Source organism: Microbulbifer maximicatervae (SeqCode), from assembly GCF_052468155.1.
In genome coordinates this window covers 4407229-4424708 of record NZ_CP174335.1, presented here as the reverse complement: position 1 = coordinate 4424708, position 17480 = coordinate 4407229, and the positions used below count along the sequence as shown (strand labels likewise).

The window sequence follows — 17480 nt, the reverse complement described above, 5'->3', positions numbered from 1 at the left end:
TGTGTAGCAGGCGTTTTCATGGCTGCTACAAGTGTTGCAGAACAGCTACCGCCGCCAATTGAAGTGCCTGAGGTATTAAAAAACTACCAGGATACTCAGGATTGTTTCCCTGGTGTTATCCATGATCCGACCAGTATTGATGAGGTTCAGCAGATAGTACGTGATGCAGCGGATCAAGGCCGTAAAGTGATGACAGGGAGTCGCCGATTCAATAGTCAGATTGATGCGGCCTGTGCAGGAAATGGAGAGGTGCAAATCACTCTGGAAAATATGGATCAGGTCGTTAGCCTGGACAAAGATAACCTGTTGGTTACTGTTCAGGCCGGTATGAGATTCCGGGATTTGACCGCCTATCTTCGAGAGTATGAACTAAGTGTGCCGATGGTGACAGAGCTGGCCATATTCACGATAGGCGGTATGCTGGGAAGCGGTACTCACGGTTCAACTTTTACACAAAAAAGCAGCATGATCTCTGATTATGTCACCGAATTGAAGTTGGTTGATGGCAATGGGGACTTACGAGTAATCAGTGGTGAGATGCTCAATGCCGCCAGGGTAAACCTAGGTGTTTTAGGCGTAGTTGTTGAGGTGACCATAGAGGTTGAACCTGGCTATAAGGTACAAGCAAAAGTAAAGGGGTATCACAGCGATGATGAGCTGGAGGAGGTTGTTCTTGATTTGGCTCGAAATAATCATTCAGCAAATGTTGCCTGGTTCCCGGGATTAGGGCGCTATACCGTAACAACTTACAACAAGGTACCTTTGTCGACTAAGGGTAATGCCTACAATGCCCAGGCAGATGTATCGGACTTCTCCGAATATTTATTTGGACTGATATTTGATAGCCTTCATGAAGCCGATAGTGCCGCATTGCAGTGTTTTGCAGCTTCTCTTCGCCATACTGCTCGCTCCAGTTCCTATTTCAGGGATGTTGATTCAGGCTTGAAGAAGTTTATTAAGCCCACTGGACACGCGGACTTGATGCAACATTTCGTATGTAAAGAGCCAGACAAATGTGTCTGGGATAACCTTCCAATTGCACTTCAGGAAGTCGCGATTCCATTTGAAGAATTGCCCAACTGGATTGCGGATGTCCGCCAGATTATTGCAAATAGTGAAAAAACCTGTTTTCCGCTGAATGGTATTTATTTCCGTTTTGGCAAGGCTTCCGATAGCTATTTAGGAATGACAGCAGGCCGTGACACAGCGTTTGTAGGGATTGAATATACCCTTCGTCAACGAGGTGAAGCTGTGCCAAAGAACTACTTTGTCAATTTGGAAATTGAGCAAATGTCTCTCCGGAAGTATGGAGCCAGACCTCATTGGGGTAAGAATTCAGTCGCTATTTTTGAGGACATGGCTGAGCGTTTCCCCAAGTGGTCCCAGTTTATGGATGTTAAAGAAGAGTTGGACCCAAACAATATATTTTCCAACCCCTTTTGGAATCGAGTAAGTGGGGCTGATCCTTTGGAAAACTATTTAACTCCTGGCTGCAATCCCGATGGTCAGTGCTATTGTCAAATAGATGAACACTGTGAGGAGGGTGCTAGCTGCCAAGCGGGAGTTTGGTATTCAGGCGCAAGGATTTGTAAAGCTGACTAGAGCACTTTGGGGGGTGATATTTCCACCCCCTGCGTTTAATTGGTAGTGAATAGCAATAAGAGGCTTCTAACTGCTAAGCGGGAAAGAATGCTCGAGAGACTAAGCCTACAATCGGTTTTCATGCCTTATAGGTATTCTTTCCCTGCTCTTTATTATTAAGTTACAGGTTGCTGGTCACAGCAATTAGCAATGCTTTCTCTCACAAGTTGGCAGAAGTGTGCAGGATCTTCCAGAGGCAGCATATGATTTGCTGAGCTTATCTCTTGTGGATGAGCATCTGGAATCAATGTACCCGCCGCAAGCGATACAGTTCTAAATAGCTGGCGAGTATTGCTGCCGTAGGCCACGGAAACTGGAATAGATATGCCTGAAAGACTAGTTGGGTTCAGTGCGGGTTGTTCAGTTTGATTAAGCTGCAGAGGTAGGGTGTAGGCATTATCCAGCTGCTGTACACGATATTTAAGGGGCTGCTGAGAGAAGTAGCCTGCTTGATTCCCAGAGCCGTCGATTAGTAGTTTAACGGCAGTATCCAGTTCACCCTCAGCTGTTGTTTTAAAAATTTCTGCAAACATAGATTCAGCATCTCGGCGATACTCTTCCATGTCATTGTTTTCAATGTATCCCGGATATCCAGGCTCATAAAGGTACAGACTTTTGATTAATTTAGGTGCCTTTATAGCAGCATTTAAGCTCACATCGGCACCATAGGACCATCCTACTAGGTGGACAGGACCTATATCTAGTGCCTCAATCAGCCCTACCAGGTCTGCTGCATGGGTATCAATTCCAAAGGGGCCTTCTGAAGGGTTACCCGGGTTACCGAAATGCCTTTGGGTGAATGAAATCGCTCTAAATTCACTTGATAGAATTTTGCAGTGTTCTTGCCACATACGAGCATCGGCCAGAGCACCATGTACAAAAACAATGGGTTCTCCCTGTCCCTCCTGGAAATAAGAGATAGAGTGGTTGTTTACAGTGATAGAGTCTTTTGGATTTCTGTCCATGGGGCTAGCTTCCTGGGAGCCATTTTTTAGCGCTTATCATAGTCTATTAGAGGTTTATGTTTAACATTTCCTAGTCCAGTTGTTAGGAGAGAGAGACAGCTGCCCAAATGTCTCTCTTATGAGAGTAAACCGATAGGTCTCCTAAGAGTAATCAACGAGCTTTTCGGGTATAGTTGATTTGTTTTGACGTAGCAGGTGGATGTATATGGAATCGCTGATAAAGGACCGTCTGAAATCACTGGAAGTAGAGCGAGATATTGAAATTATCTATGCCTGTGAGTCAGGAAGCCGCGCATGGGGATTTGAGTCCCCTGATAGTGACTGGGATGTAAGGTTTATCTACAAACGTAATATTCAGCAATATCTCACTATAGGTACTCCCAGAGATGTTGTTGAGGTTCCATTTGATAAAAAACTTGGTGATGAACTGGACTTGGTCGGCTGGGATATCAAGAAGACTTTAACTTTAATGAGGGCAAGTAACCCCACTTTAATCGAGTGGCTATTTTCTCCAAAGGTCTATTTTAGAAATGAAGATATTTTGGAGTCATTGCAAGATTTGGCTTTAAAATGTTGGCAGCCGCGAGCTCTAGCTCATCACTATGTCAGTATGGGATTTAATACTTATTCCAGATTTATTCAGGAGGGTGATAGAGGCTTTAAAGAGATTAAGGTCAAGAAGTTACTTTATGTTCTGCGTTCACTGCTTAATGCCCTGTATATAAAAGAGTTTACAAAAATTCCTCCTGTGGACTTTAGTCATATGTATAACGAGTTGTTGCCTTCCTCAGGAAGTGAGTGGCTTCTGGATATTCTTTCCAGTTTGATTTTGAAAAAGAAGGAGCTTGAAGAGGGCGATTTGATAGCCGTTGATGGCAAACTGGATGGCTGGATACAGGAAAATCTGGATAGATCTGGTGCCAATTCTATAGAGGAAAGGCCAAAATTGGATCTTCCAGAGTTTGACAGGCTTTTTCGTAAAGTGGTTGGTGTATAGTCTTTTAAATCAGGCGGATTGGAATTTTGTGCATAGGCGGTGCGCATAGGGTTTGGCGAGTAGCGGGAAGAGCAGTTGTGGGGATTAGCCTGAATTAACAGGTAACTATATAGCCACCTGTTACCTTGTGATAACGTTATATCTCACCTAATTTCGAAAGGGATTCCCGATGAATATGTGTACGAAAGTGCTACTACTGGCTGCCTTATTCGCTCTGGGTGGCTGTGCTTCATATACTACTCCTGGAGGCTCGGTACATCTGAGTGAACTGGCGGATGCCGATATCAATGAATTGATGTCTAAAGAGCCAGCAACGCCATTCCCTGCAAATATCTCGATTGCCCGAGTTCAGGCACCAGGGTACCAATCATACCGGCTCAATAGCTTTGGCACAGGTCGCTACAGTGTTGTTACGACTCGGGAGGTGGAGACTGAGGGAGATTTTCTTCGTTTATCGCAGCTACCGGCAGTATCCAATGTAGCGCCGCTTAATAAAATCCTTCTGCCGACCAATCTAGACTCAGTACGGTCACTTCGGAAGGCTTCGGCGCGGCTAAAAGCTGATATTTTGCTGGTGTATACTTTTGATACTTCTTTTCATGCCGGTGAGCAGAAATTTGCACCACTCAATGTTATCTCCCTGGGTTTTTTAAAGAATAAGGAGGTAAAGGTAACAACCACAGTCTCGGCAGCATTTTTTGATGTCCGCACCGAGTATCTGTTCGGTATTTCTGAAGCCACAGCAACAGACAGTACGAGTGCTAGTGTTTGGAGTACCTCGGATGCGGTTGATGATTTACGAGTTGCGACATAGAAAGCCGCGTTTCAGGACTTACTGCCAGAAATTGAGAAGACCTGGGCGGGTATTCTAGCTCAGTACGCGAATTTTACCTTGGAGTGAATGGCTTGCTTCACTGCTGAACAAGGTTAAACCGAGTGTTAGAGAGCCCAATGGGCTCTCGTAATAATCTTACTCGTCTGGTTTAAACTCAAGAATATCGCCAGGCTGACACTCAAGTGCTTCACAGATTGCCGCCAAAGTATCAAACCTTACTCCTTTCACTTTGCCGCGCTTCAATAGGGATAAGTTGGCTTCGGTGATTCCAATCTGAGCCGCCAGTGATTTCGAGCTGACTTTACGTTTAGCCAGCATAACGTCCAAATTGACAATAATTGCCATGCTAAACAAACTCTTTGTTTTCTTGGTCAATTTGTTTTGCGGCGCGCAAGATATAAAGAATGCTCACCAAAACAAATAGAGTAAATATCCTGCCTATATCAAACTCAATGAGCAAAGTAAGCTCATTGCCGTGCAAGTGGGATAGGTAGCTAATCCATATTGACTCCATCACCCGCAATGGAATAAAAACTCCATACAGCCATATCAACCACAGGTAGCAGCGATCACTTTCCCGCCCAAAAAAGTCACCTTTTGCATACTGGCCAAAAAGCCGCCATAACCAGTAAGTAAATAACCCAAAAAGTAAAAAGAATGGTAGTTGGCCAAGCAGGAGTAGAGGTCTGTACCTGCTCGCCTCTGCCCACATTTCCTGGAACAGAAGATTGCTGCTATTGAACAGATTCTTGTCGAAAAGGAAAAAGTTGATAAGCAGCCAACAGGCTGCGGCCAAACTGACTATTAATACACTCCAGCGCAGACGAGTGCCTAATACCTGAATCTTCTGGCTCACCAGGTTTGCTCCATTGGAAAGAGTCGACATTATAGTGCAATAAGAGATTTATCTAAAGCAGCTATAAATTATTGCTTTACAATAATTTATAGCTGCTTTACAGTATTTCCAATAGTCGACACTGACAGCTAACAAGGAGTTAAAGCATATGAAGTTGCACATTCGTAACAGTTCAATAAAGAAGGCTATCTGCAGTTTGAGTCTTGCGATTGCATTTAGCGGTTGCAGTATGAATGCTTCCCAGGAAGAGGGGGCGACAAAAGTTAACGAGCAGGAGTTGATTTCTGTCGAGAGCCTCTTTAATGAGTCTGCTATCAAGGACGTTAATCTGTCATCAGATGGACAATGGTTAGCCTGGCTTCAGCAGCATAATGGAGCGCCAAATATATATGTGATGTCGGCTGATGGGGCAAGCAAAGATGCATTTGCGCTAACAGAGTTTGTAGATGGTGTTGATGCTTTTTTCTGGGATAAGCATCGGCTTGGGTTATTCGTTTTAAAAGATGTGGATGGGAATGAGCAACACCAGGTTTATCGATTGGACCTGAATGTTGAAGGCAAAAGCTTAAACTTGATTGGCACCGAAAAATTAACCCCAAACGATTCTGCAAATTACATGGTTTTAGGGCAATCTTCGGAAAATCAGGATTCACTGACACTGATAGCCAATCATGATGACCCGAAGAATATGAATTTTTATGAGCTCAATGTTGAGACGGGTGAATTAACATTTTTGATGGAAAATACTCATCGATTTTATGATGTTTTAATTGATGATGAAGGAGTTCCGGTTGCTGGTGTGCGACCCAACCCTGATACGTCAAAAGAACTATTTGTTCGCAAAGGCGGCTCCTGGGAAGGTGTACTAAAGACGGAACCGGGGGAAATACTATCTCTGTCGAGCTATAATTCAGAAATTGGCAGTCTATTTTTTGAATCAAGTTTTGGTAGGGCAGATACCTCTGGGGTAAAACAGTTAGATTTAACTTCAGGAAAAATAGCAGCCATTCACCAAGATCCTAATCAAAGGTCAGATGTGTATAAAACCCTGTTTAATAAGGAGGGTGAGCTCCAGCTGGTTTCTTATTATTATGGTTATCGAGAAGATTATCCTGTTGATGAGAGTTTCCAAAAGCACTGGCAAAATATCACCAGTAACTTTAGTCGTCGGGTGGAAATAGACGTTGTTTCCATGGATGAAGAAACTGGAGTTTGGTTGTTAGAGATCGCCAGCGATATCGATCCTGGTGCATTTTATAGATATCAGCAGTCAGACCAATCACTGGTACGTTTAATTGACAAAGATTCACAGTTGGACCCTAAATTTTTGTCAGAAAAACGTTCAATAACCTATACCGCGCGTGATGGTATTACTATTCAGGCATATCTCACTTTACCCAAAGGGAAGAGCAAGCAATTGCCGTTGGTTGTTCTGCCTCATGGCGGTCCTTGGGCCAGGGATTACTGGAAGCTCAGCGATGGATTTATGACGCGCCTAGCGCAGTTTTTAGTGAATCGCGGTTATGCGGTCTTGCAGCCAAACTTCCGTGCCTCCACAGGTTTTGGTGAGACTTTTATCGCTCTGGGTAATCGCGAGTGGGGAACAGGTGCGATGCAGCATGACTTGACCGATGGAGTAGAGTTCTTGATTGAGCAGGGAATTGCTGACAGCGATAGAGTAGCAATCATGGGGGGCTCATATGGAGGTTATGCGGCTTTGTCAGGACTAACATTTACGCCTGATACATATACCGCAGCAATATCGTTTGTTGGTCCCTCTAGCTTGATTACTTTGCTTGAATCGTTTCCGGAGTATTATCGCCCCTTTATCTCCAATTGGTTTAAAGCGGTTGGAGATCCTTTGATTGAGAGTGATCGGGAGGAAATGCAATCTCGATCTCCGTTGAACTATACCGATCGAATCAAGGCACCTTTACTGCTGGTTCAAGGGGCTAATGATCCTCGTGTTACCCAGGTAGAGTCTGATCAAATCGCCAAAAAAATGTATGAAAACGGGTTGGATGTTGAGTATATCTTGGCAAAAGATGAAGGGCATGGATTTAGCAAGCGCATCAACAAGTTGGCACTTTTAATAAAAACAGAAGACTTCCTGGCAGAACACTTAGGTGGGGAGGTGAGTCCATTGGTGTCGGATCAAGTTGCTACGCATCTGGCTGGTCTTGAAGTTGATATCTCAAGCTTATCTGAGAAGTAATTTTTATAGATAATTAATGGGGCGGGTCGCTAATAAAGTTCCAATTAATTGGCTTAAGTAACCCGCACAATTTTGCGACGGTTAAAGGCAAGGTTGAATCGACGCCTGCAAGAATGCAGGCGTCAAAAGGGGCTCAGCCTTGGCTTTCCAGCAATTGACCCAGTGGTAATTTTTTTAGTAAGAAAGAAGGTTAAATCATTGAGCGGACCATGGAGGTTAAGTAAGGGACCTGCCCTTTACAGAATATGACCAAATAGATACCGTAGGGACCTGGGCTGCCGGAACTGACAGGCAATTAGAGAGAAGGAAAGAATTGAGCTTTCATGTTATGTAACCTGTGTACCTAGTCGGGCATCGTGGAGTGCGGGCCTACCCCAATTACGAGACAATATTGAGCAAGGGATAAGAATGAATAAAGTAGCCGCATTAATAATACTGTCTTTGTTAGGCTCTTTCTCTATTGCTGAAGAAAGAATTATTGCTGTTGAAGGCTCGGGAGTGGTCGAGGCTGTGCCTGATCTTATTCGTATTGGGTACAACGTATTCAGTCTGAGTAAGAACGATCCATCTGAAGCCAAGGCAGAAGTTGATGAGATTTCATCGTTGTCAGTGCAATCACTGTTAAAACTTGGTATTGCCGAAAAAGACATAACATCCTCTTCACTGAATATCGAAACAGCTGAAGATTATAATGATAATGGAAATGCCTTTATCATAGGTCATTTGGTGCGTAGGGATATTGATATCGTCATTCGAGATGTCAGCCTTTACGGTGAGGTAATCCAAGCCCTGGTAGATAGTCATGTATCAGAAATAGATAGCATAAAACCAGATGTATCTAACTATGAAGAGTTAAAACGAGAGGCTTTGGCTAATGCGGCTCAATCAGCAAAATCTAACGCTGAGTTCTTGGCCAAGCAGTTTGGGGCTGAATTAGATAAGGTGCACCAAATAGGCAAGCAGAATATACGTCGCCAGTACAGCCTCGAAGAAGTCGTAGTAACTGGCAGCAAAAGACGTGCCTCAAATATAAAAAGCACACAGTACGAGTTCAAGCCAGGCAATGTAAAAGTATCATCGGAGATTTACGTCGAGTTTCAGCTCAAGTAAAACTCTCGAGAAGGACTGCCGTACTGGTAGTCCTTGTGGTGCCCTTTCGAGAGGGGGCATAAAGCTAAGATAACGCGCCTTAAACTGTTATCTTTTCTCAATAGCTTGAGATGGTAGCTTTATGACCGTGAAGTAATCAACAAAAGGCAGTTGCAGTTGATTCGATTAGCAGAAAGTTAATTTTGGCTTTCCAGCAATTGATCCAGCGGCAACTCAGTGCGGTACCGCACCTGCTTCAAAGAGAAGCTGCTTTTAATATGATCGATTCCTGGGAGCTCAGTGAGTTTTTTGTCCAGGAATTCCTGATAGGCCTGCAAATTGGGTACAACAACTCGCAGCAGGTAGTCGAAATCACCGGTCATCAGGTAGCACTCCATCACTTCCGGCCATTGGCCAATAACTGATTCGAAGTCCTGTAACTCTTTTTTCACTTGGTGGTTAAGAGTAACCTGGATAAATACACTTACCGGCAACCCAACCTTTTCCGGTTCAAGCAGGGTAACTGCGCGTTTTATAAACCCTTGCTCGTTTAGATTTTTAACCCGCCGTGAACAGGGGGAGGGTGAGAGGCAGACTTTTTCTGCAAGCTCAATATTTGGAATGGTGGCATCCTGTTGAAGGATTTCCAGAATTTTCTTGTCGATGGCATCCAGTAAATAGGCCATGGTTATATTCCGTATCTCATCTCTCTGAACGTACGCCGGTATCGCCGGCTGCTAATCATCAACCTGCCAGTGAATCTTTGCTTCCCAGCGTTCTCCGGTAAATTGTGTGCATTGCGTACATGGTTTTTTTTGGTTTGTTATGGCAGTAGCTTCCTATGCTGCGCATCTTTTGTGAGACCTTCTCGTTTTTTATTAATTTCCCGCTAATGGGTACGTTGCCCAACCGGTTGATACTGGTTAGCTGTAAACGGGCGGAAACTGATATCCCCTGATCAGTTCCAGGCTATGCCTCTCAAAAAGCTGAACCTTTGGCGCTTATTTAGTCACGCAAAGTGTGAAGGCCAGAGGCGAGCACCATAAGAGGGCATCTCCTTTCCGTTGTATCCCCCAAAATACTTCATTTTGAGTGATTTGTTGCCAGTAGCTGGTCATCTTTAGCGAGTTATGGCGGCATTATGCCTGAGTTGGGCCAATTTTGGTATGACCTGCTCTGCCGGGCAGTGTTAATTTTAGCGCTATTAAACAGCTCTGGTCTGTTCTGCTGTAACTCGGGAGATGCCGCGAATATTTTCGCGACATGTTACTGGCGTCGAGAACTAGAGTGATGAAAGCAATAAAGCAATAAAGATAAAATAGGTGGTACCCATGGCAATGGTCGAAGGCGATCAGGAATTGGGCTTTGATAGCGAGTATTCGCTGAAAGCGGCTTTTACCCGTGAATCTGGCCGTGTATTCCTGACCGGAATTGACGCCCTGGTTCGTTTGCCCTTAATGCAGAAGCGCATGGATGAGCTGGCGGGCCTCAATACAGCTGGCTTTGTTTCCGGTTATCGCGGTTCCCCATTGGGCGGTTACGACCAGGCCCTGTGGCGGCACAAGAAGCTATTGGCCGAGCGGGAAATCCATTTTGAACCGGGCATTAATGAAGACCTGGGGGCGACCAATATTTGGGGTACCCAGTTGCTGGATCACTATCGCCAGCAGGCAACGAAAGATGGCGTCTTTTCTATTTGGTATGGCAAGGGCCACGGTGTAGATCGCACCGCAGATGTTTTCCGCCAAGCCAATATTCAGGGTACCTCAAAACTAGGTGGTGTTTTGGCGTTGTGTGGGGATGACCACACAGCAGAATCCTCCATGTTTTCCCACAATACCGACCAGATTTTTGAGTCGGTAATGATGCCGCTGATATTTCCGTCCTCCATTGATGAGTACCTGACCCTGGGCCTCGCGGGCATTGCCTTATCCCGTTTTTCGGGCTTGTGGGTGGGCTTTAAGGCAATTACTGAAACTGTAGAGGCCGGTGCTTCCTTGATTGTGCCGGAGTTGCCCCAGTTTACAATTCCAGCTGACTTCCCAATCCCGCCACACGGCCTGAACTACGATCCCCACCTGAATTGGCCTGCCGAGCGCCTCGAGTATGAGCGTCGTATGCTGGAGGAGCGTTTGCCTGCAGCCAAGGCATTCGCCTATGCCAACCGCCTGGATAAAACCACCCACAGTGCGGAGCAAAAACGCTTCGGCATTGTAACGGTGGGTAAGGCCCACGGTGATTTGCTTGAAGCCTTGAAACTGCTCAACTTATCAGAGGCAGATCTGAACTCAGCAGGCATCTCCATCTATAAAGTGGCGATGTCCTGGCCGCTGGAGCCTAGGGGCATCAGCGAGTTCGCCAAGGGCATGGAGCGCTTGCTGGTAGTCGAGGAGAAGCGTCCTCTGGTGGAGGATCAGCTGAAAAACCTGCTCTACGGTTGGGAAGATAGTTATCGTCCGAAGGTAGTCGGCAAGAAAGACCTGGATGGCAAGGATCTGTTGCCGGCAGTGTGGGGCTTTGGCCCGGATCAGGTGGCCAAGGCTATTGCCCGCTGGCTGGTGGATACTGAACTGGCGGCACAGCTGATTCCCCTGGCAGAAAAACTGGGGGGCAATGTCGCTGCAAAGGCTCAGGGCTTGTTGGCTCGTGAACCCATTTTCTGTGCAGGTTGTCCTCATAACACTTCCACCAAATTGCCAGAAGGCAGTTTGGGGAGTGCCGGTATTGGCTGTCATATTATGGCTTTGGGTAAAGGCCTGCGCACCGATACCTATTCCCATATGGGAGGCGAGGGCGCCCAATGGGTAGGACTGCACCGTTTCTCCAGCGCCGAGCATATTTTCCAGAATATGGGCGATGGAACCTACAACCACTCCGGGCTATTGGCCATTCGCCAGGCCGTGGCGAGCCAGGTGAATATCACCTACAAAATTCTTCTGAACGATGCGGTGGCCATGACCGGTGGCCAACCCGCCGATGGCGAAGTTAATGCTCCGTCCCTGGCTGCACAGTTGCTGGCCGAGGGAGTTGGCACAGTCGTTCTTTTGACCGAGAACCCCGACCACTGGCGTGAACACCGCAGCCAACTGCCCACTGCCGTAGAAGTTCTTCCCCGCTCTGAGCTGGACGCCGTGCAGCGTCGCCTGCGGGAAACTGCCGGTGTGACGGCGATTATTTATGAGCAGGTTTGTGCGGCCGAGAAACGCCGCCGCCGCAAGAAAAAACAGATGGTCGATCCATCCCAGCGACTGCTGATTAACCACCGGGTCTGCGAAGGCTGTGGCGATTGCAGTGTGCAGTCCAGCTGTATTGCCGTGGAGCCGCTGGAAACCCCGTTGGGGCGCAAGCGTCAGATCAACCAGTCCAGCTGCAACAAGGATATGCGCTGTGCCGATGGTTTCTGCCCGAGCTTTGTCACTGTGGAAGGGGGAGAACTGAAAAAGCCCCCGGTGCAGTCCCTGGCGGATGCCTTGGACGTGGCTATTGCCGGATTACCTTCTGCGCCGGTCGCGACTCTGGCCCAGCCCCTCAGTATTTTGGTGGCCGGCATTGGTGGCAGTGGTGTACTTACCGTGGCGGCACTGCTGGGTATGGCGGCGCACCTGGAAGAGAAGGGCAGTACAACTTTGTACTTTACCGGTCTCTCACAAAAAAATGGTGCCGTGGTGGCTCATGTAAAAGTGGGAGAAAACCCCGAGGCGATTACCACCGCTCGTATTCGCGATGGTGCGGCGCAGTTGTTATTAGGCTGCGATATGGTCACCGCTGCTGGCCAGCGGACCAAATTTGCCACCGGCGAAATGCGTGCCCTGGTAAATACTGCTGAAGTACCGGTAGCGGCCTTTGTTCGCGACAACGAGTTGGCATTCCCCGCCGATGCGACCCAACAGAGTATTGAGTCCCTGTGTGTGGAGTATTTTGCCTTTGATGCGAATAAATATGCCCAGGCACTGTTTGGCGATACCGTAGCCAGTAACTTGATGATTATGGGTTTTGCCTGCCAGAAAGGACTGCTGCCAATCGGTGAAGCGGCCTTGGAACGGGCCATTGAGCTCAATGGCGTGGCGGTAGAGAATAATCTGCGCGCTTTCCGCGCGGGCCGTTTGCTGGCGGAAAACCCTAAAGCGATCGAGCAATTGGCAGTGCCGGCCAAGCCGGTGAAATTGGTGGAGCCTGAGGAGTCGGTGGAGCAGTTGCTGGAGCGATTGGCGGCAGAGCTTCGCGACTATCAAAGCCCGGCCTATGCGGCAGAATTCCTTCGCCATATAGAGGCGCTGCGCAAAGCAGAGTCCTCACTGCCAGCTGCTCGGGGCGATCTCACCCGAATAGGTGCGCGCAGCCTTTATAAAGCGATGGCTTATAAAGATGAGTACGAAGTGGCGCGCCTCTACACCGGTGAAGATTTCAAGCGACAGCTACGTGAGACATTCAGCGGCGACTACACCCTGAAATTCCATATGGCGCCGCCGCTTCTTGCGCGCCCCGATAGCAGTGGTCGCGTGCGCAAAATGCAGTTTGGCCCCTGGATGGGCAAGCTGATGCCGCTGTTGGCTAAGGGTAAAGTTCTTCGCGGTACTGCACTGGATGTCTTCGGTTACACCCAGGAGCGCCGCGCTGAACGCCGCTGGGCCCAACAGGTGGCCAAAGCAGTTGATAGCGTGGCCGCGCATCTGTCCGGCGAAAACCTGCCAGAGGCACAAGAGCTGCTCGAAATCCCCCTTCAAGTGCGAGGCTATGGCCATGTGCGCGAGGAAAAATTTGCGGCGGTCAGCGATCGTTGGGATGAGCTTTCTGCAGTATTTGTGGATGGGGAGCAAGAGCCGACTTCTCTGGCGGCGTCCTAGACGCCGCAGCTCTTTTAATCGGTGTCAGCCCGGACGAAACGGGATAAGGCGGTTTAGCAACCAGCCGCTGACACCGGTAATCGCCACCGGTGCCTGTACTGCAGAGAAGCACAGGCACTCTTGATCTTCTGTGACCGTCGGGCGGTGCACGTCGCCGGGTTCCCGCAACAGAAAGTCCCCTGGACTATAAACACCATCGCTATCAGAGAAGCTGCCGTACAGAACCAGGGTGAGTTCGTAGCCCCGGTGATCGTGCTCAGCAACTTTGCCGCCACAACTCAGGCGATGAAAGCTCACTTCATATTGATCCTGCCCGGTTTTTAGTCGACACATTTTTAGGGCGGGCGCGATAGTTTTCCACTTGATCCGGGGATTTTTCTCCAGCAGCTTGTGCACGACTGGCGGCGCATCCGCCAGCATGGGCTCCGTGGATTTGGATCTCTCGGGAACCACTTGTTGCTCCGGTTCAGCTGCTTGATCAATACGTCCCATCAGGCGTTGGAAAGCCTCATCGTTTACGGCCTGTGGTGCACAGGACTCCAGAATGGAGCCACCCAGGGTGTTCATGGTTTGATATTGAGCGCGACACTCGGCACACATTTGTATATGGGCGGAAACGACCAGGCTGGCGCCTTTGGGCAGGCTGCCGGAAGCGTATTCAAGGAGTAAATTTTTATCGGGGTGGTGGCGAATCATACTAAACCTACTTGGCCAACCTCGCTTGTAACTTCTTTAGGGCCAGTCGCACGCGGGACTTTACCGTGCCCAATGGTAATTCCAGCTCCTTGGATATCTCACTGTGGGATTTTCCCTCCATATACGCCTTTTCCAAGACGTGGCTCTGTTCTGCCGGCAGGCTGTGCAGGCCGTCCGCAACTTCCTTTTCGTTGCGTCTTCTCTGTAGAAATATTAACGGTTGGTTTTCGGGGGTTTCATCCCAAACATCCATGGCTTCAATAATCTCGGCGTTTTGATGACGCCCGTTGCGGCGCAACATGTCGATACGAGTGTTGCGCATAATGGTGAATATCCAGGTGCTGGCAGAAGCCTTACTAGCATCGAAGCTGGGGGCCTTGCGCCAGACTTTAAACAGGGTTTCCTGAACTAGCTCATCGGCGGCTTCAGCGCTAATTGCCTGAGTGGTGCGGCTGTGATGGAAACCCTTAATTAGTGGGGCAAAGTGGTGAAAGAGCTGCTCAAAGGACTGGCGATCACGCTCAGCACCGACTCGCGTCAGCAGGGCACTCCAGTCCTGGTCCTCTCTTTGTGGCAGTTTCACCGGGCGTATTTCACTTTTTGCTTGGGGGCTATGCGCCATGTTAACGGTCTTTCTGTCGTTGTCGATACTCACGCAATTAAGCATGTGTGGAAATTAGTGTTGAGACCTGTTGTGGTACATCCGTGTACCACACTCTGCAACAGACTCTCAGGGGGAGACTTCCAAGTTGTCTGATAACTACTTACGCAGAGGGGGCATAACTGGATCTCCCTGGCCTACCTTTTATTAAGCGGTGATCCAACCGATGGGGTGTGGCGTATTTATCTGCAGCTTGAACAGTAAGGAATCCGATGATGAGCGCGTTGATTGAGGAGCTAGAGGAGTACTACAAAGACTTCCTGATGCAGGAAACTGGCAGCCTTGGATCACTATATAGCGACGATGTCATTTTTTGTGACCCGTTGCATCGGATAGAGGGATTGCCTGCTTTAAAGAGTTACTTTGCGGGAATGAGCAGGGGGCTTACCCAGTGCCGCTTCCAATTTGATGATCTGCCGGTGGTGGGCGAGGGCAGCGCCTGCCTTTCGTGGACCATGCACTACCGACACCAATCACTCAAAGGTGGACGCCCATTACAGCTTCGTGGCTGTAGCCTATTGCGTTACACCGATAAGATTCACTACCACGAGGACTTTTACGATATGGGTGCCATGGTCTACGAGCAGGTGCCGGTATTGGGCTCGTGTATTGGTTTTATCAAGTCGCGATTGGAGCGCAATTAAGTGTCCCAGGGGATTCGCGATAAAACCATCTGGATCACAGGTGCTAGCTCAGGTATCGGACGCTCGCTTACATTGCGCCTGGTGGAACAGAATAATTTTGTGATTGCCAGCAGTCGCAGGCTCGATGCGCTGACGGAGTTACAGAACATAGCCCCCAGTCGCCTCAGGGTTTTGGACTGTGATCTTAGTGATGATGCGGTGATGCCGGGTGTTACTCGGCGATTAGCGGACTTCACAGATCACCTGGATATGGTGATTGCTTGCGCTGGTACCTGTGAATATGACGACGACCTTCAATTGGATGTCACCATGTACCGACGGGTTTTTGATGGCAATTTCTTTGCCTTGGTGAATACCTTGAAGTGCGCGCAGCCACTGTTAGCCGCAAGTCGATCTCCGGTATTTGCTGCGCTCGGCAGTCTCTCGTCAGTGGTGCCTTTTCCCCGCGCCGAAGCGTATGGAAGTTCCAAAGCGGCGGTGGCCTATTTTCTGGAGTCGGTGCGCGCCGATACCAGCCTTACTCCACTTCGAGTGGTCCACATTCGCCCGGGGTTTGTCGATACCCGCCTTACCCAGCGCAATGACTTTGACATGCCTTTTTTAATGACTCCAGAGCAGGCCGCCGAGCGTATTGAACAGGGGCTCTGTGGTGTTGGGCATACAGTCGATTTTCCCAAACGGCTCAGTTGGCCTCTGCGGTTTCTGGGTTTTTTTAGCTCAATCTGGTTCCGTTTTTGCGTACCCCAAATGACAAGAATCCGCACTCTAAGGAAGAATTGATGCGAATCGCTATTGTTGGCAGCGGCATTGCCGGTCTTACTGCCGCTTATCTATTGAATCGAAAGTACGATGTCACCCTGTTTGAAGCACAGGCGCGCCTGGGAGGGCATACCGCTACGGTTGATATTGACGAGGGGGGACGCCGGTTAGCAGTGGATACCGGCTTTATTGTATACAACGACTGGACCTATCCGAATTTTATTCGCTTGCTTAAAGAGCTGGGAGTTCAATCCCAACCCACCTCCATGGGCTTTAGTGTGCGCTGCGATCAGGAGGGGTTTGAATATGCGGGTAACAATCTCAACAGCCTGTTTGCACAGCGCTCGAACATCGTCAGCGCTGGGCACTGGCGTATGCTCTGGGACATTGTGCGCTTTAATCGTAATGCCCTCCGCGACTGGCAGGAGGGGAGGCTGGGCGAGACATTGACCCTGGGTGAGTATCTACCTGCGAACGGTTACTCCGCGGAATTCGCCAATCGCTATTTGGTACCTATGGGCTCTGCTATCTGGTCTGCCAGTGTGGCGCAAATGCTGGAGTTTTCTGTTAGTTTCTTTGTCCGCTTCTTTGTCAATCACGGCCTGCTCAACCTGGTGCGTCGTCCGCAGTGGCGAGTGATTAAGGGTGGGTCGCGTGAATATATTGATCCGTTAATACAATCTTTCGCCGATAAAATTCGCTTATCTACGCCCATTGAGGCCGTGCAACGCTGCAGGGAAGGTGTGAATGTTCGCACCGCAGCAGGGGAAAATTTGGAGTTTGATGCCGTTGTTTTCGCTTGCCACTCCGATCAGGCCCTTCAATGTTTGACCGACCCCAGCGGCAGTGAGCAAAAAATCCTGGGGGCTATACCCTATGCAAAAAATGCCGTGGTCCTGCATACAGACAGCACCTTACTACCCCGTCACCGTCGCAGTTGGTCGAGTTGGAATTACCAATTGCGCAGTGAACAGGATGCACTGCCTGTTTTGACATACAACATGAATATACTTCAGGGATTGAATACAGAGAAAACGTATTGTGTCACTCTGAATGCCGAAGAGCGTATCGATCCCAAGTCTGTGCTCGGTCGTTTTGAATACTCCCATCCCCAGTTCTCTGTGGCCGGAACACGAGCGCAACAGCAGTGGGATAGTATTAATGGCGTTAACCGCACCTGGTTCTGTGGCGCTTATTGGGCAAATGGATTTCATGAAGATGGCGTAACGAGTGCGCTGCGAGTGGCTCGGGGGTTGGGTGTTGACTGGTAAGGAGGCC

The 17480-nt window shown here is 48.6% G+C and carries 15 protein-coding genes; 9 read left to right on the top strand and 6 right to left on the bottom strand.

Annotation, left to right across the window (positions count from 1 at the left end):
* Positions 1–18 precede the first annotated feature (18 nt).
* Positions 19–1602, top strand: coding sequence for a D-arabinono-1,4-lactone oxidase (locus tag ACJJIY_RS18865; protein ID WP_444932837.1), 1584 nt, complete (start codon positions 19–21; stop codon positions 1600–1602).
* Between the two features lie 155 nt (positions 1603–1757).
* On the opposite strand, the gene ACJJIY_RS18860 is transcribed toward ACJJIY_RS18865, so the two are convergent.
* A complete protein-coding gene (locus ACJJIY_RS18860) occupies positions 1758–2606 on the bottom strand; it encodes an alpha/beta fold hydrolase (RefSeq protein ID WP_445358600.1) in 849 nt (282 codons plus the stop codon).
* Between the two features lie 205 nt (positions 2607–2811).
* On the opposite strand from ACJJIY_RS18860, the gene ACJJIY_RS18855 reads away from it, so the two are divergent.
* Positions 2812–3603: a nucleotidyltransferase domain-containing protein gene (locus tag ACJJIY_RS18855; RefSeq protein ID WP_444913446.1), complete on the top strand. Its 792-nt coding sequence runs from the start codon at positions 2812–2814 to the stop codon at positions 3601–3603.
* 169 nt (positions 3604–3772) lie between these two features.
* Complete coding sequence (locus ACJJIY_RS18850; RefSeq protein ID WP_445358599.1) at positions 3773–4417, top strand: hypothetical protein; 645 nt, start codon at positions 3773–3775, stop codon at positions 4415–4417.
* 156 nt (positions 4418–4573) lie between these two features.
* Here ACJJIY_RS18850 and ACJJIY_RS18845 read toward each other — a convergent pair whose 3' ends face one another.
* Together ACJJIY_RS18845 and ACJJIY_RS18840 are read right to left on the bottom strand one after the other, a co-directional pair.
* Positions 4574–4783: a helix-turn-helix domain-containing protein gene (locus tag ACJJIY_RS18845; protein ID WP_445358598.1), complete on the bottom strand. Its 210-nt coding sequence runs from the start codon at positions 4781–4783 to the stop codon at positions 4574–4576.
* Between the two features lies 1 nt (position 4784).
* Positions 4785–5294, bottom strand: coding sequence for a DUF2975 domain-containing protein (locus ACJJIY_RS18840; protein ID WP_445358597.1), 510 nt, complete (start codon positions 5292–5294; stop codon positions 4785–4787).
* A gap of 148 nt (positions 5295–5442) precedes the next feature.
* Between ACJJIY_RS18840 and ACJJIY_RS18835 the strand changes: the two genes are divergently transcribed.
* Together ACJJIY_RS18835 and ACJJIY_RS18830 are read left to right on the top strand one after the other, a co-directional pair.
* Complete coding sequence (locus ACJJIY_RS18835) at positions 5443–7509, top strand: S9 family peptidase (protein ID WP_445358596.1); 2067 nt, start codon at positions 5443–5445, stop codon at positions 7507–7509.
* A 408-nt stretch (positions 7510–7917) separates the two neighbouring features.
* Positions 7918–8619 (top strand): SIMPL domain-containing protein, encoded by a 702-nt coding sequence (locus tag ACJJIY_RS18830; RefSeq protein ID WP_445358595.1) that lies wholly within the window; start codon positions 7918–7920, stop codon positions 8617–8619.
* Positions 8620–8795: 176 nt separating this feature from the next.
* On the opposite strand, the gene ACJJIY_RS18825 is transcribed toward ACJJIY_RS18830, so the two are convergent.
* Positions 8796–9284 (bottom strand): Lrp/AsnC family transcriptional regulator, encoded by a 489-nt coding sequence (locus ACJJIY_RS18825; protein WP_282933267.1) that lies wholly within the window; start codon positions 9282–9284, stop codon positions 8796–8798.
* 645 nt (positions 9285–9929) lie between these two features.
* On the opposite strand from ACJJIY_RS18825, the gene ACJJIY_RS18820 reads away from it, so the two are divergent.
* Positions 9930–13442 carry an indolepyruvate ferredoxin oxidoreductase family protein gene (locus tag ACJJIY_RS18820; RefSeq protein ID WP_445358594.1) on the top strand — a complete coding sequence of 1171 codons (3513 nt, stop codon included), beginning with the start codon at positions 9930–9932 and terminating at the stop codon, positions 13440–13442.
* 24 nt (positions 13443–13466) lie between these two features.
* Here ACJJIY_RS18820 and ACJJIY_RS18815 read toward each other — a convergent pair whose 3' ends face one another.
* Positions 13467–14138: a ChrR family anti-sigma-E factor gene (locus ACJJIY_RS18815; protein ID WP_445358593.1), complete on the bottom strand. Its 672-nt coding sequence runs from the start codon at positions 14136–14138 to the stop codon at positions 13467–13469.
* 7 nt (positions 14139–14145) lie between these two features.
* Complete coding sequence (locus tag ACJJIY_RS18810; protein WP_445358592.1) at positions 14146–14760, bottom strand: sigma-70 family RNA polymerase sigma factor; 615 nt, start codon at positions 14758–14760, stop codon at positions 14146–14148.
* A 254-nt stretch (positions 14761–15014) separates the two neighbouring features.
* On the opposite strand from ACJJIY_RS18810, the gene ACJJIY_RS18805 reads away from it, so the two are divergent.
* Genes ACJJIY_RS18805 through ACJJIY_RS18795 form a run of 3 tightly spaced genes read left to right on the top strand, consistent with a single transcriptional unit; the run spans position 15015 to position 17473 of the window.
* Positions 15015–15443 carry a nuclear transport factor 2 family protein gene (locus ACJJIY_RS18805; RefSeq protein WP_445356153.1) on the top strand — a complete coding sequence of 143 codons (429 nt, stop codon included), beginning with the start codon at positions 15015–15017 and terminating at the stop codon, positions 15441–15443.
* On the top strand, positions 15444–16223 hold the full coding sequence (locus tag ACJJIY_RS18800) for an SDR family NAD(P)-dependent oxidoreductase (RefSeq protein WP_445358591.1): 780 nt from the start codon (positions 15444–15446) through the stop codon (positions 16221–16223).
* On the top strand, positions 16223–17473 hold the full coding sequence (locus tag ACJJIY_RS18795) for an NAD(P)/FAD-dependent oxidoreductase (protein WP_445358590.1): 1251 nt from the start codon (positions 16223–16225) through the stop codon (positions 17471–17473). Before ACJJIY_RS18800 ends, ACJJIY_RS18795 begins: the two co-directional genes overlap by 1 nt.
* Positions 17474–17480 lie beyond the last annotated feature (7 nt).

Excerpts from the sequence above, each read along its gene's own strand:
- ACJJIY_RS18865 (WP_444932837.1), top strand. The coding sequence starts at position 19 with ATGGCTGCTACAAGTGTTGCAGAACAGCTACCGCCGCCAATTGAAGTG.
- ACJJIY_RS18860 (WP_445358600.1), bottom strand. The coding sequence starts at position 2,606 with ATGGACAGAAATCCAAAAGACTCTATCACTGTAAACAACCACTCTATC.
- ACJJIY_RS18855 (WP_444913446.1), top strand. The coding sequence starts at position 2,812 with ATGGAATCGCTGATAAAGGACCGTCTGAAATCACTGGAAGTAGAGCGA.
- ACJJIY_RS18850 (WP_445358599.1), top strand. The coding sequence starts at position 3,773 with ATGAATATGTGTACGAAAGTGCTACTACTGGCTGCCTTATTCGCTCTG.
- ACJJIY_RS18845 (WP_445358598.1), bottom strand. The coding sequence starts at position 4,783 with ATGGCAATTATTGTCAATTTGGACGTTATGCTGGCTAAACGTAAAGTC.
- ACJJIY_RS18835 (WP_445358596.1), top strand. The coding sequence starts at position 5,443 with ATGAAGTTGCACATTCGTAACAGTTCAATAAAGAAGGCTATCTGCAGT.
- ACJJIY_RS18830 (WP_445358595.1), top strand. The coding sequence starts at position 7,918 with ATGAATAAAGTAGCCGCATTAATAATACTGTCTTTGTTAGGCTCTTTC.
- ACJJIY_RS18825 (WP_282933267.1), bottom strand. The coding sequence starts at position 9,284 with ATGGCCTATTTACTGGATGCCATCGACAAGAAAATTCTGGAAATCCTT.
- ACJJIY_RS18820 (WP_445358594.1), top strand. The coding sequence starts at position 9,930 with ATGGCAATGGTCGAAGGCGATCAGGAATTGGGCTTTGATAGCGAGTAT.
- ACJJIY_RS18815 (WP_445358593.1), bottom strand. The coding sequence starts at position 14,138 with ATGATTCGCCACCACCCCGATAAAAATTTACTCCTTGAATACGCTTCC.
- ACJJIY_RS18810 (WP_445358592.1), bottom strand. The coding sequence starts at position 14,760 with ATGGCGCATAGCCCCCAAGCAAAAAGTGAAATACGCCCGGTGAAACTG.
- ACJJIY_RS18805 (WP_445356153.1), top strand. The coding sequence starts at position 15,015 with ATGAGCGCGTTGATTGAGGAGCTAGAGGAGTACTACAAAGACTTCCTG.
- ACJJIY_RS18795 (WP_445358590.1), top strand. The coding sequence starts at position 16,223 with ATGCGAATCGCTATTGTTGGCAGCGGCATTGCCGGTCTTACTGCCGCT.